7 protein-coding genes are annotated in these 13848 nt (G+C 52.2%); 6 read left to right on the plus strand and 1 reads right to left on the minus strand.

Annotated features, from left to right (window positions below):
- The first annotated feature begins 90 nt into the window (after positions 1-90).
- Positions 91-3540: a DNA translocase FtsK gene (locus tag J4377_RS05365; RefSeq protein WP_253487282.1), complete on the plus strand. Its 3450-nt coding sequence runs from the start codon at positions 91-93 to the stop codon at positions 3538-3540.
- A gap of 168 nt (positions 3541-3708) precedes the next feature.
- Positions 3709-4362 carry an outer membrane lipoprotein chaperone LolA gene (lolA, locus tag J4377_RS05370; protein WP_038482548.1) on the plus strand — a complete coding sequence of 218 codons (654 nt, stop codon included), beginning with the start codon at positions 3709-3711 and terminating at the stop codon, positions 4360-4362.
- 64 nt (positions 4363-4426) lie between these two features.
- Here the strand turns inward: lolA and J4377_RS05375 are convergent, their stop codons facing one another.
- Entirely contained in the window at positions 4427-5761 is a 1335-nt protein-coding gene (locus J4377_RS05375) for a replication-associated recombination protein A (RefSeq protein WP_198348426.1), read from the minus strand.
- A gap of 254 nt (positions 5762-6015) precedes the next feature.
- Here J4377_RS05375 and J4377_RS05380 point away from each other — a divergent pair, with 254 nt between their 5' ends.
- The 4 genes from J4377_RS05380 (at position 6016) to J4377_RS05395 (ending at position 13664) form a co-directional block, all read left to right on the plus strand.
- Positions 6016-6561 (plus strand): hemerythrin domain-containing protein, encoded by a 546-nt coding sequence (locus tag J4377_RS05380; protein WP_038482554.1) that lies wholly within the window; start codon positions 6016-6018, stop codon positions 6559-6561.
- A 113-nt stretch (positions 6562-6674) separates the two neighbouring features.
- On the plus strand, positions 6675-7472 hold the full coding sequence (gene murI / locus J4377_RS05385; protein WP_038482557.1) for a glutamate racemase: 798 nt from the start codon (positions 6675-6677) through the stop codon (positions 7470-7472).
- Between the two features lie 58 nt (positions 7473-7530).
- The gene (gene trmA, locus J4377_RS05390) at positions 7531-8646 is read left to right on the plus strand and encodes a tRNA (uridine(54)-C5)-methyltransferase TrmA (RefSeq protein ID WP_038482560.1); all 1116 of its coding nucleotides are present in this window, start codon (positions 7531-7533) and stop codon (positions 8644-8646) included.
- A gap of 194 nt (positions 8647-8840) precedes the next feature.
- Positions 8841-13664, plus strand: coding sequence for an NAD-glutamate dehydrogenase (locus J4377_RS05395; RefSeq protein ID WP_038482563.1), 4824 nt, complete (start codon positions 8841-8843; stop codon positions 13662-13664).
- Positions 13665-13848: the final 184 nt, after the last annotated feature.

Raw genomic sequence — 13848 nt, forward strand, 5'->3', positions numbered from 1 at the left:
TAGAAGCGCTGTGACGGCGAAAGGATGCTCGGTATGATGCAAACTCGCAAGTGGATTAAAGACACCATTGAGGTGTAAAGGGAGAATCGCTTGAAAGTAAATAAGGCGGTAGACAAGCGAACGCAACGTAACTCGCGTCAACCATCATCAACGGCCTCAACTGGGCGAGTTAAAGCCGCAAAGGATAAAGCTCGTCGATTTGGCCTGCGCTTGCAGGGCTCGGCGCGCGAAGGCGTGGTCGTGGTGCTGCTTGCGCTGTGCGTATTTTTGTTATTGGCACTGTTTAGTTATGACCCTGCCGACCCAGGTTGGTCTTATCAAGGGCCGGAAACGGATGTTCATAACTGGATGGGGCCTGTTGGTGCTTGGCTTGCGGACGTGCTTTATTCGCTGCTGGGAGCAAGTGCCTTGTGGTGGCCGGGAATGTTTGGTTATGCAGCCTGGTGGCTAATGAGGTCACGCCAAGTGCGGTTTGATATCGATCCGGTAGCGATTGCTGTCCACACCGGAGGATTAGTGCTGCTTATCTTCGGCACGACGATGTTGGGTGCGCTGCATTTTTATCATCCTGACAGCATTTTGCCTTACGCCTCTGGCGGTATATTGGGCGAAGGGTTAGTCAGCACTCTAAAACCACTTGTCAGCAATGGTGGTGTTGGTCTTATTTCTGCTGCGCTAATCTTGATCGGTTTTCCACTGTTTAGCGGCATGTCGTGGTTACAGGTGGCTGATGAGCTTGGTCGTCGTCTGTGTAAAGTAGGGGGCTGGTTCAGCGCTCGGCGTGCTAAAGGGCGTGAGAGGCGCTCCCAGCGTGCTGCTGTGCGTGCCGCCGCGAAAGCGGCGTCTCAGAAAGTAAAAGAGAAACCACTAGCTGAATTTAAAGCGGCTAAGCCAGAGAGTGACTCGCAACGCCCAAGTCCAAAAGAGAGTAGTCACCAGCAAGCACCCGCCCAAGAAAGCAGCCGCGTACGTCGTGAGCCTAGTTTTTCAACCACTACGACAGATACCTCAATTCCATGGGCAGCGGCTGCATTTTCAGGGGCGTTGCCTGAGGAAGAGATGCCCAAGCGTGCATCCTCAACTGCGGCTGAACAGCCTGCTTCTGAGATGGACGCCCCTCAGGATGTTCCGTCGGTTGAGCCTAATGACCAGCCGCTTGAAACCACGGCTGAAGAGCGGCGTGAAGCTAAAGCAGAAGTTAAAACAGAGCCTAAAATAGAGCCTGTTGTGAACAACGATGTGGAAAAGGTTGCGGAAGACGCTGTAGAAGACGCCGAGGAAAAATTGCCCAGCGCGCCTCGCGAGGATGCTTTTGCGGTGCGCATCAAGGACGAAAGCAGCGAGCCAACACTTTCAGTACCGCTCTCCGCGAGAGAGGCAGAGCCAACGTTCGATCGGCCAGCGCGTGATGAGCTAGCCGGTGAAAAATCGGCTTCTCATCCTGCACCTAGTTTTCAGCCAGCAGAAACGCAGCCATTTACTTCATCGGCAGACGTATCACGCGATGAAACAGAGCATCAAGCTACGTCTCAGGCGATGTCTTATGCAGCGCATGAAATAAAACAGCATGATGCAGCTAAGCAAGGCGACGACGTTGAACGCGAGATGGCGCCTGTTTCTACCAGCATGCCTGAACCCGAGCATACGCCCGCAATCACGCTGCGAGATGCTGGTGACTCTCGCCCTGTACATGCGACGCCCCCTGAGCCTCGTTCCGAACGAGTACCTGAAGTCGTGCCAGAGCCAGTATGGGATGATGAGGAAGATGATCTCCCTGTCGCACGACCAGCCGTTACTGCTACGCGCCAAGAGCCAACGCTACATGATTCTGATGTATCCAGGACTGAGGTATCCAGGGCGGAGGCACCCAGGGTTGGGGTTCCCCAAGGTGAGTCTTCTGAGACGGTGGATTCAAATGACATGTCTGCCGACGAGGCGTCTTCTGAGGAAAAAGAATCTGACAATGGGCCTACTCTGTGGACCGTTGAGCATCTGCAGAGCCAGCGTCCAGCGTTTGAAACATTTGATGAGCCAGAAGGGGATGTGCCCAGTCTCCAGCTGCTGACGCCTCCAGAGCCGCATGAGCCAAATTACACGGACGAGCAGCTTGCTGATATGGCGGAGCTCTTGGAAGTGAGGCTGCGTGAGTATGGTGTTAAAGCGGAAGTCGTTGATACATGGCCTGGCCCTGTGATCACCCGATTTGAAATTAAGCCAGCGGCTGGGGTGAAGGTTTCCAAAATCAGTAACCTTGCTAAAGACCTAGCACGCTCGTTAATGGTCAAGAGTGTACGTGTGGTTGAGGTAATTCCTGGACGTCCAACGGTCGGCATTGAAATACCTAATCCCCATCGAGCAATGATTCGTCTGCGTGAAGTAATTGACTCTGACCGTTATCAACAAGAAAGCTCGCCACTGACCATGGCGTTGGGTCAGGACATTGGCGGCGGGCCCGTTGTCGCTAATCTAGGTAAGATGCCCCATCTTCTGGTTGCTGGTACGACGGGGTCTGGTAAGTCAGTGGGTGTTAATGCCATGCTGATTTCCATGCTGCTAAAAGCGACCCCAGATGAGCTGAAGCTGATCATGGTTGACCCAAAAATGCTGGAGCTGTCAGTTTACGATGGCATTCCACACCTTTTGGCTCCCGTGGTCACGGATATGAAAGAAGCTGCAAATAGTCTGCGCTGGTGTGTTGCGGAGATGGAGCGCCGCTACAAATTAATGGCGGCAATGGGGGTGCGTAACATTGCAGGCTTTAATGGTCGTTTAGATGAGGCTGAGAGTGCCGGCGCACAAGTTGCCGACCCGCTTTGGGAGCCACAGCCATGGGAAATGCATCAAACGCCGCCAATCCTTGAAAAACTGCCCTACATCGTGGTGGTGATCGACGAATTCGCCGACATGTTTATGATCGTCGGGAAGAAAGTTGAAGAACTCATTGCTCGCTTGGCACAAAAGGCGCGTGCAGCGGGTATCCACCTGATTTTGGCTACTCAGCGCCCCTCTGTTGATGTGGTGACCGGGCTGATTAAGGCGAATATTCCGTCGCGAATGGCCTTCCAGGTATCGTCGCGGATTGATTCGCGTACCATTCTGGATCAGGGGGGCGCCGAGAGCCTGCTCGGCCATGGTGATATGCTTTACTTACCCGCTGGCTCAGGGCCACCTAACAGGATTCATGGTGCTTTTGTAGACGATGACGAAGTGCACCGGGTCGTGGATGATTGGAAGCGACGTGGCGCGCCTGAGTACATTGAAGAGATTTTGTCAGGCGGTGTAACCGCCGATGCACTGACGGGTCTTGAGGCTGAGGGCGTAGATGGCGATGATGCTGAGCAGGATGCGCTTTATGATGAGGCGGTTCAGTTCGTTACCGAAACACGCAAAGCTTCTATATCTGCCGTTCAGCGTCGCTTCAAAATCGGTTATAACCGCGCTGCACGCCTGGTGGAAGCAATGGAAGGTGCCGGTGTGGTTACCTCTATGGGATCTAACGGTGCCCGTGAAGTGTTGGCACCGCCACCGATAGGCCACTGACTTGTCTGTTAATTAGTGCCCGGCGCTTGGCTCAATAATGCAATAAGCGTGAAAGTCGCGCCGTAGGTGAAACCCTGCGGCGCGTTTTGCGTCTGAGAGGCTACACGGATCGTCTTAACGCTCCTTGCCTTGTCCGCTATCCGGCAATGACTGCCTAGGGAGAATATAATGCGCGATACACATACTCGACGCTCATCAGCGTTAGCGTTAGCAGCCAGTGCGCTAGGGTTAGCCTTTGCATCGCCTATTGCGTGGGCAAACGAGGCTGCAGAGCGCCTTACTGAGCGGCTTGACCCGCTTGAGAACTATCAAGCGACGTTTGAACAGCAAATTTTGGACGGTGGAGGTGAGCGTTTACAAAGCGCGCGTGGAGAAATGTGGCTCTCGCGCCCTGGCATGCTACGTTGGGAAGTAGATGCGCCTTATACGCAAGTCGTCGTCTCGGATGGTGATGATGTTTATCTCTATGACCCTGATCTTGAGCAAGTCACCGTTCAGGCAATGGATGACCGGGTCACTCATACACCCGCGCTGTTGCTTTCAGGCAGTGCAAGCGATTTAACTGCTAGCTATGACGTATTTCATGAGCAGCAGAACGGTGATGACGTATTTACGCTGATTCCTATCTCAGCGGATACGTTATTTGAAGAGCTAAGCATGGTCTTTGACAATCAGACCTTAACGGAACTGTGGATGATGGACAGTACTGGTCAGCGTACCGCGATTACGTTTAGCGACATTACCCGTAACGGTAGCATTGACCGCAGCTTATTCAATTTTGATATTCCTGAAGGTACGGATGTTATCCGCGAAGAGCTGTAAAAAATGTTGTGAGAAGAGCAATACACTCTCGCAATAATGTCGCACGATGAATAGATCAGGCACCTTATGGTGCCTGATCTGCTTCTAGGTCCTGCTGTTCCCGCCACGCCATTATCTCACCAAAGCGTTTCTCCTGACCAAAGACGCTCGGTTCATAAAATCGTGTTTTAGGTAAATCATCAGGCCAACAGTCATGAGCGCTGCCAGCAGGGTAGCCATAAGTTTCGTTATGCGCGTAGCGATAACCTTGGCCATGTCCTAGCTGCTCCATCAGTTTGGTGGGAGCGTTACGAAGATAGCTGGGAACTTCCAGCTGTGGTTGCTGCTGCACAAACTGCTGTGCAGCCTTCCAGGCACGATCAATACGATTACTTTTAGGAGCAACCGCTAAATGAATAGCGGCGTGGGCGATCGCCCGCTGGCCCTCGTAATCGCCTAAACGTAAATAGGCATCCCAGGCAGCAATGACCAGGGGGAGTGCTCGAGGGTCAGCATTTCCTACATCTTCTGAGGCAATCGCCGTTAAGCGGCGCACAATATCAAGCGGGTCGCCGCCGCCCTGTAAAAAGCGTGCCATATACAGCAGGGCTGAATCAGGACGTGATGAGCGAATTGATTTATGAACGGCTGATAATAAATCGTAATAAGCGTCACCCTGCTTATCAAAGGCGCTTGATTGATGACCTACCACATCGGCTAACACCGCTTTGTGTAGCACCTCTTTATCACCATGCTGTTCAGTAAAGTCGCAGGCCGTTTCTAGTAGTCCCAGCGCGCGACGTGCGTCGCCTGCACTGGCATGAGCAAGTGCCTCTAATACTCCCTCTTCCATCTCGATGCGGCGCTTCCCCAGGCCATGCTCCGCATCGTTTAATGCTTGAGATAACACCTGTAGAAGTTCGTCATGGCTCAGCGGTTTAAGTACATAGACCCGAGCACGGGAAAGTAGCGCTGAGTTGACCTCAAAAGAGGGGTTTTCTGTTGTTGCGCCGATCAGTGTTAGCAGGCCGGACTCCACATGGGGCAGCAACGCGTCTTGTTGACTCTTGTTCAATCGGTGGATTTCATCTAAGAATAGAAGTGTGGGTGATGTGCGTTGCTGTGCTCGCTCTACTGCTAAACGAATTTCTTTTACACCGGCCATGACGGCACTTAAATGCTCAAGATGAGCGCCAGAAGCGCGTGCTAGTAACTCTGCTAGCGTTGTTTTCCCCACACCGGGCGGCCCCCATAAAATCATTGAGCGCACGGCACCGGACTCTGCCATACGACGTAGGGGTTTTTCAGGCCCCACTAATGCTTGCTGGCCGACGTAATCGTTAAGGGTTAGAGGGCGCATACGGTAGGCAAGGGGCGCGTCTTCACTCGTGGTAACGGACACGCGGTCAAAAAGATCCATATAAACGTTCCCTATAAATTTCCATCGTAAATCTTGCCGTTGAACAATCAACGATTAACAAGTGTCTGTGGTAAATAATGTTACGTCGGGCTACCTTTGGGCATAACCGACGGATAAGCGCCTGCTTGCCTAGGTAATGCCAAAGGCGCATGGTAACGATTAACACCAGTGTAGTTGAACCCAGCTCATGCCATGCGCTTAAGCGCTAGTAGGCAATGGGCGAAAGGTAAGGCACTTACAAAGGAGACGGCAAGATGTTAAACCAACTGCGTCTAGATCATGCCAACATGGCGCGAATGCTCCATGTGTTGCAGCTAAAACAAAAAACACTCGTGAGCGGTGAACGGCCCGACTTCCAGTTGATGCGTGAGGTGGTGGACTACATTTTGTCTTATATGGATGGTTTTGCTTCTCCGCTGGAAAAGATTTGCGTGGAACGTCTGCAAGAGCAGGCTCCTGAGCACCTTCCATTGATGGAGCAAATGGCCAGTGACTATCGAAAATTAAAGCCGCGCCTGTCCCGTTTATCCAATGATATCGACATGATTCTAATGGATAACGTGCTCCCCATGGATCGCTTTGCAGAGGCGTTGAAAGCGTACCTTGATGCACACCGTGCCTATCTCCGTCATGAGAGAGAGGGTCTGTTCCCGTTGATAGATAAGCATTTCAGCGAAGAGGATATGGAGGAGCTTCGTCAAGCGTTACCTGAGGGGGCTGAAAAAGAACTAGAGCGTTTACAACAAGCGTACCCCGAACTTTACGCTGAATTGCGTGGTGCCGAAGTGCCATCAATGTAGCGCGCAAGCTGATCACTCAAGGTGTAACGGGGCGTGTTAAACTAACGCCCCGTTTTTTATTGGCGGCTTGAGGAGGGTGGCATGTACAACGCGTATCGGATGGCTAAGCAGTGATGTCTGGGCCTGTACTACTGTTTGATTCAGGTGTGGGCGGCCTTTCGGTTGCCCATGCGCTTCGCCAGCATTATCCGCATCTGGCAATGTGTTATGCCTGTGATAATGCGTGGCTACCCTATGGCCTACGTGATGATGTGACGCTCTCACAGCGTATTGTCTCGGTATGTAAAGCGGCAGTAGATGCCTGTCAAGCGAGTGTCTTGGTAGTTGCTTGTAATACCGCTAGCACCCTAGCGTTAGAGGGATTGCGTGCAACTTTAGATATTCCGGTTGTTGGAACTGTGCCTGCTATCAAGCCTGCTGCGTTGAGTAGTCAGACACGTCACATTGGCTTGCTCGCCACAACGGCGACCGTCAATAGGCCGTATACTCAGACGTTAATTAATAGCTTCGCGAGTGACTGTGTGGTCACCAGGGTGGCGGCAGATGCACTGGTCACAGAAGCGGAAGCGTGGCTATCCGGCATACCGATTAACGAGCAGCGATTAAGCCTAGCGCTAACACCTTTATGGCAGGCTACCCAGGCTAACCCAGCACTCGATACGGTTGTGCTGGGCTGTACCCATTTCCCACTGTTGAAAACTGAGCTAATCCGGTTGTCGCCGGTACCCTTGGTGTGGGTGGATTCTGGCGACGCAATTGCCCGTCGGGTAGGGCAAGTGGTACCGACCATAGCCAACAGCGCTCAAGATGGGCGTTGCTTCACGACAGCATCGGCGTCGCAACTTGCTAACGGGTTGGCACGCTTTGGTTTTCACGCACCACAACGATTAACGATTCCTAACGCGGTGTAGTCCCTCTGTTAGGTTGTTTGTTTCTATTGATGTTTTTTTAATTAAATGAGGAACTACCTTGGCGATCCCCACTGTAGAACCAGAACGCTATGCCGAACAGCTCGCTGAAAAGCAAGCCTACGTGGAGAAAACCTTTGCAGCGTTCACCACGCCCACGCTTGAAGTCTACCCCTCACCGCCAAGCCACTATCGGCAACGCTGCGAATTTCGTATTTGGCATGAAGATGATGACCTCTTCTACGCCATGTTTGAGGTCGATTCGCACAATCCCAAAAACAAGCGTGTCGTGCGTTTGGATCAGTTCCCTGTCGCTAGTGAGCATATCAATGCGCTGATGCCGCGTCTGCGAGAAGCGTTTCTTGCCAGCGATGAACTTCGTCGGCGCTTATTTCAAGTTGAGTTTTTAACCACGTTGTCGGGCGAAGCCTTGGTAACGCTGATCTACCACCGTCCGCTAGGCGAAGCCTGGGAAGCCGAAGCGCGCGCACTGGAGGAGACGCTTGGCATCATGATTATTGGTCGCTCTCGCAAGCAGCGCTTGGTGCTAACCCGAGATCATGTGTGGGAGCGCTTAACCGTTGATGGCCGTGAACTGGTGTATCAACAGGTCGAAAACAGTTTTACTCAGCCGAATGCGCATATCTGCCAGACCATGCTTAGCTGGGCCAAGGAGGCCACCGCTGGACGGCAGGGTGAAGACTTGGTGGAGCTTTACTGCGGTAACGGTAATTTTACCATTGCGTTAGCGGATAACTTCCGCCGCGTTTTGGCGACTGAAATTTCCCGCACCTCGGTTGCCAGCGCTAACGTCAATCTGGACGCTAACGGTGTAGCTAATGCCCAGGTCGCAAGAATGTCCGCTGAAGAGTTCGCCTTGGCGCTAAAGGGCGAGAAAACAGGTCGCCGAGTGGCGGAGATGGCGTTGGATGCGTATGAGTTTTCCACCGTGCTAGTCGATCCACCAAGAGCGGGTCTGGACGCCGAAAGTTGTCATCAAATCAGCGAATACGCTCAAATCGTCTATATTTCATGCAATCCTGCAACGCTAGCCGAAAACTTAACCATACTGACTCAAACACACCATATTGAACGGTTCGCGCTTTTTGATCAGTTTCCGTTTACCGAGCATTGTGAATGCGGTGTATTACTCACACGAAAGAGCGCTGGGCAATAGAGAAGTTGCCGATAATGTTTAAGAGCTCTTGTCAATAGTGCTTATGATGCATAAGCGGCATACACCATGAATAAGCTGTCAGATGGTTAGGGGGATAAGCAACGGTAGCGTAAGCTAGTGGATAGTGTGGCCTAAAGGCCTATTGTCCTTCGTTTTTTGGCCTAAATTGTGGCCCCAGGCAGTCGAGGTGATGGATGCATTACGTTGCGATTGAAGAGAGTCGGCGGGATCTTTTGAAGCAGCTACAAGAGCGATTGGATGCGCGACTGGAGCCGGAGCGAGCGGCAGATGTCGAAGCCTTTGCTCGCCACTTCTACGCCACGGTACCCGTTGAAGACTTGGTTGACCGGCGTTTAGACGACTTGTATGGGGCCACACTGTCGATTTGGCAGTTTTTACAGCATCACGATCCCCAAAATCCCAAGGTGCGCATCTTCAACCCCGACTTTGAAGAGCATGGCTGGCAGTCAACCCACACCTTCGTTGCCGTTTTGCACGAAGATATGCCATTTTTGGTTGATTCGGTACGGATTGAGCTTAATCGTCGCGGACTGACGGTTCACGCTATTCAGAACGCTGTGCTTGCCGTGGCGCGTGACGGTCAGCATCAGCTCAAAGCACTTGCCTCGCCAAGAGATGAAGATGCGCCTGAGGCGCGTGAGTCGCTGATGGTTATTGAAGTGGATCGTCACTCGGATCCTGAATCGCTGACCAAAATTGAGAATAAGTTACATGAAGTGCTACGTGATGTTAGAACCGCAGTCAGCGATTTTGACGAGATGTGCGGTCAAATCACGTCGGCTATTCAAGAGTTAGAGAAAAACTGCCCCCCGCAAATTGATCCTGACGATCATGAAGAGGCCATCGCGTTTTTAGAGTGGCTGCTCAAAGACAACTTTACCTTCCTGGGTTACGACGAGTACCTGCTGGAAGGCAAAGAGCTGCAGCGCGATCCTAATAGTGTTCTGGGGGTTTTCCGCCTTGATCAGCCGCGTTACCGTGAGCGTATTCGCACTGAAGAGGGGGTTGATGAGAATGGCGACTATGTATTAGTACCCCAGCTACTGTCGTTTGCTAAAAGCGCGCATCACTCCCGGGTGCATCGCCCCACGTACCCAGACTACATTACCGTTGATCGCTATGACGACGACGGCAATGTGATCGGCGAGCGGCGCTTCTTTGGCTTGTTCACATCTACGGTTTATAACGAATCGCCACGCAATATTCCGCTGCTGCGTCGCAAGTTGAAAGCCGTGATGGATATTGCCGGGTTTAACCCCCAGGGGCATAACGGTAAACAGCTGTTGCAAGTGTTGGAAGTGTATCCGCGTGATGACCTATTCCAGATCAGCACCGAATCCCTGGCCAGCACGTCGCTCGGTATTCTTAATATCCGCGAACGCCGCCAAGTGCGCTTGTTTATTCGCGCGGACGTCAGCGGTAAGTTCTACTCTTGCTTAGTCTTTGTTCCAAGAGATGTGTTCTCTACCGACCTGCGCCAGCGCATACAAACGATGCTATGCGATGAACTAGACGCTCATTTTGGCGACTTTAACACCTATTTATCAGAGTCGGTTTTAGCTCGTATTCAGCTTATTCTGCGCTTTAATGGTGAAGGACCAAGTCAATACGATCTTAAGCGCTTAGAAAGCAAAGTGGCACGTTTGGCACGTAGCTGGCGTGATGAGCTTCAGGAAGCGATGATTGAAGGCTTTGGTGAAGAGCGTGCCAATCACCAAATGGATAACTTCCATGACGCATTCTCGGCCAGTTACCGAGAAGATTTCAACGCGCGCACAGCAGTGTTTGATGTTCAGCATCTACTGACCCTGGATAGCGGTGACGATCTCTCGTTGTCACTTTATCGCCCCCTGGAAGAGCAAGCGGGCGGTATGAACTTAAAGCTTTTCCATCGTGAAACGCAGATCCCGCTGTCTGATGTGCTACCGATGATGGAAAACCTGGGATTGCGCGTTATTGGCGAGCGTCCTTATGACATTAATGCTCCGCAGCAGCGTTACTGGATTCATGACTTCGAGCTGGAACATAGTCGCGAAGGCGTTAATTTAAGCGAAATGCGTGACACCTTCAGCGAAGCGTTTAAGCGTATATGGGCCGGTGAGGCGGATAACGACGCTTTTAACCGTCTGATAATTGGTGCTGGCCTTGATTGGCGTGAAGTCGCCATGCTGCGCGGTTATGCCCGTTACCTTAAGCAGATTCGCTTTGGTATGTCGCAGGATTACATCGCAGCTACTCTAGCCAATTACCCGGTAATCACTCAGGCGCTCGTTGAGCTATTCCGCTTGCGCTTTGATCCCAAGCATCAGCCAAGCAGCTTAGATGACTGTATTGCTCGTTTAAATGAGAACCTGGAAAGTGTCGCCAGCCTCAATGATGACCAGTTGCTGCGTCGCTTTATGGAGCTTATTCAAGCGACTCTGCGCACTAACTACTACCAGAAAGCGGATGATGGCCGTTTTAAAGATTACATCTCCTATAAACTGGAGCCCTCGAAAGTTACGGGCATGCCCAAGCCCCGTCCGGCATTTGAGATTTTTGTCTGTTCACCCCGCGTAGAAGGTGTTCACCTGCGTGGTGGTAAAGTCGCTCGCGGTGGCTTGCGCTGGTCAGATCGCCACGAAGATTTCCGTACGGAAGTGTTAGGCCTGGTAAAAGCCCAGCAGGTGAAAAATGCGGTTATCGTGCCTGTGGGAGCTAAAGGCGGTTTCGTATGCAAACGCATGCCAGAAAATGCTGATCGTGAAACCCAGCAGAAAGAAGGTATCGCCTGCTACAAAATATTTATTCGCGCACTGCTGGATGTCACTGACAACCTAGTGGGTGGTGAAGTTGTGCCACCGCAAAATGTGGTACGCCATGATGGCGACGATAGCTACCTTGTCGTTGCTGCTGATAAAGGGACCGCAACTTTCTCGGATATCGCAAATGAGATATCCATAGAGTATGGCCACTGGCTCGGGGATGCCTTTGCTTCTGGCGGTGCTAACGGTTACGACCATAAGAAAATGGCAATTACCGCGCGTGGTGCCTGGGAATCCGTCAAGCGTCACTTCAAAAACCTCGACGTGAATACCCAACAAGATTTGTTCACGGTAGTGGGCATTGGCGATATGGCCGGCGATGTTTTCGGCAATGGCATGCTGCTGTCGGATAAAATCCAGCTGGTAGGCGCATTTAACCACCTGCATATTTTTGTCGATCCGAACCCCGACGCAGAAGCGGCTTTCGCCGAGCGTAAGCGCATGTTCAATCTGCCGCGCTCCAGTTGGGAAGACTACAATGCTGAACTGATTTCACAGGGGGGCGGTGTCTTTAGCCGCAGCGCGAAATCGATTCCGATTACTCCGGAAATGCAGCAGGTGTTTGGTATCGAAGAAACGCGCCTTTCACCCAATGATCTGATCCGCGCCATGCTGAAGGCCAAGATTGATCTGTTGTGGAACGGTGGTATCGGCACCTATGTGAAGAGCTCCGATGAAACCGACGCCGACGTGGGCGACAAAGCCAACGACGCGCTGCGTATTAACGGCGCTGAGTTGAATTGCCGCGTTGTTGGTGAGGGCGGAAACTTGGGCTTGACCCAGCGTGGCCGGATGGAAGCGGCCGCTAAAGGTGTGCGCGTTTATACAGACTTTATCGATAATGCGGGCGGGGTTAACTGCTCTGACCATGAGGTCAATATCAAGATATTGATTGATGAAGTGGTTAAGCGTGGTGACATGACCGACAAACAGCGTAACCAGCTGCTATCAGATATGACCGAGGAAGTTGCTAACCTAGTCATTCTCGATAACTATCGTCAAACCCAAGCGCTGGATCTGTCAGAAATTCTGTCTCACCAAGGCATGGGGCCATACCGTCGCTTTATCAGTGAGCTTGAGTCAGCCGGTCAAATTGATCGTGAATTAGAGTTCTTGCCTGGCGATGATGTGCTTAAAGAGCGCGCCAGTCATGATCAGGGCATGCGGTTACCTGAGCTGTCGGTGCTGATTTCTTACGCTAAGAGCACCCTGAAAGGCGATTTGATCAACTCTGATGTGCCGGATGATCCCTACATTCATCGTCATTTAGAACGCTTGTTCCCTGAGGTGTTGACGGAACGCTACCAGACCGAGATGTACGACCACCGTCTGAAGCGTGAAATTGTTGCCACCCAAGTGGCCAACGATCTAGTTGACCACATGGGTATCGTCTTCGTTCGTCGTCTAATGGACTCTACCGGCGCAGGTCGAGCTGATATTGCTCGTGCTTACGTGGTCGCTCGAGACGCGTTTAACCTGACGGCACTGTGGGAACAGATTGAGGCGCTGGACAACCAAGTGCCGAACCGTGTGCAGTACTCAATGATGCTCGACCTGATGCGCATGATTCGCCGCGCGACGCGCTGGTTCCTGCGTCAGCATTTGGGACTGTCGACCCAAGATACAATTGAGTACTTCGGACCTCGCCTTGCTCAACTGCAAGAAGGGATTGGTGAACTGCTCAGCGGAGAAGAGAAGGCGACATGGCGTAAGCGTTGTGACGAGCTGCTAGAAGCAGGTGTGCCAGAAGCGCTAGCCTCTACGGTGGCTGCATCGCCTAGTCTCTATGCAGGTTTGGGCATTATTCACGCAGCACGGGTCACCAATGAGAAGCCTCAGCGTGTGGCCGAAGTGTTCTACGAAATTGGCAGCCGTCTAGAGCTACCTTGGATTATCCAGCAGGTGACCCAGCTGGAAGTGCGTGATGCGTGGCAAGCGCAAGCGCGAGAAACCTTCCGTGACGATATTGATCGCCAGCAACTGGCACTAACGACCAGTGTTCTGAAGCTGGAAGCGGGTAGTCGTGACACTCAAGAGCGTGTGGCTCAGTGGCTTGAGCAGCACGCCGAGCTACACCGCCGCTGGTGCCACCTGATTGACGAGGTGCGCGGTGGCAGTGAAGGTGGTTTTGCACTGTTTGCCGTCGCCGTACGTGAACTGGTCGACCTTGCTGAAAGTGATAGCGAAGCGTAAGTCGCAAGCTAGCTATCGACTTGCTCGATAAGTAACACCACCTACCGCGCCCTGAATCAGGGCGCGGTTTTTTTATAACGGTTCTTGAGACCGTTCTTGATACCGCTCTAGTGATCGCTTTTTCACGGCATTGCCTTTCTCGCCGCTCAGCGCTGCGAAGATAACTTGATTTACGCTATACTCT

Source organism: Halomonas sp. XH26, assembly GCF_024138895.1.
Classification (GTDB): domain Bacteria; phylum Pseudomonadota; class Gammaproteobacteria; order Pseudomonadales; family Halomonadaceae; genus Vreelandella; species Vreelandella alkaliphila.

Coding starts and splice junctions, on each gene's coding strand:
- lolA (WP_038482548.1), top strand. CDS start 3,709: ATGCGCGATACACATACTCGACGCTCATCAGCGTTAGCGTTAGCAGCC.
- J4377_RS05375 (WP_198348426.1), bottom strand. CDS start 5,761: ATGGATCTTTTTGACCGCGTGTCCGTTACCACGAGTGAAGACGCGCCC.
- J4377_RS05380 (WP_038482554.1), top strand. CDS start 6,016: ATGTTAAACCAACTGCGTCTAGATCATGCCAACATGGCGCGAATGCTC.
- murI (WP_038482557.1), top strand. CDS start 6,675: ATGTCTGGGCCTGTACTACTGTTTGATTCAGGTGTGGGCGGCCTTTCG.
- J4377_RS05395 (WP_038482563.1), top strand. CDS start 8,841: ATGCATTACGTTGCGATTGAAGAGAGTCGGCGGGATCTTTTGAAGCAG.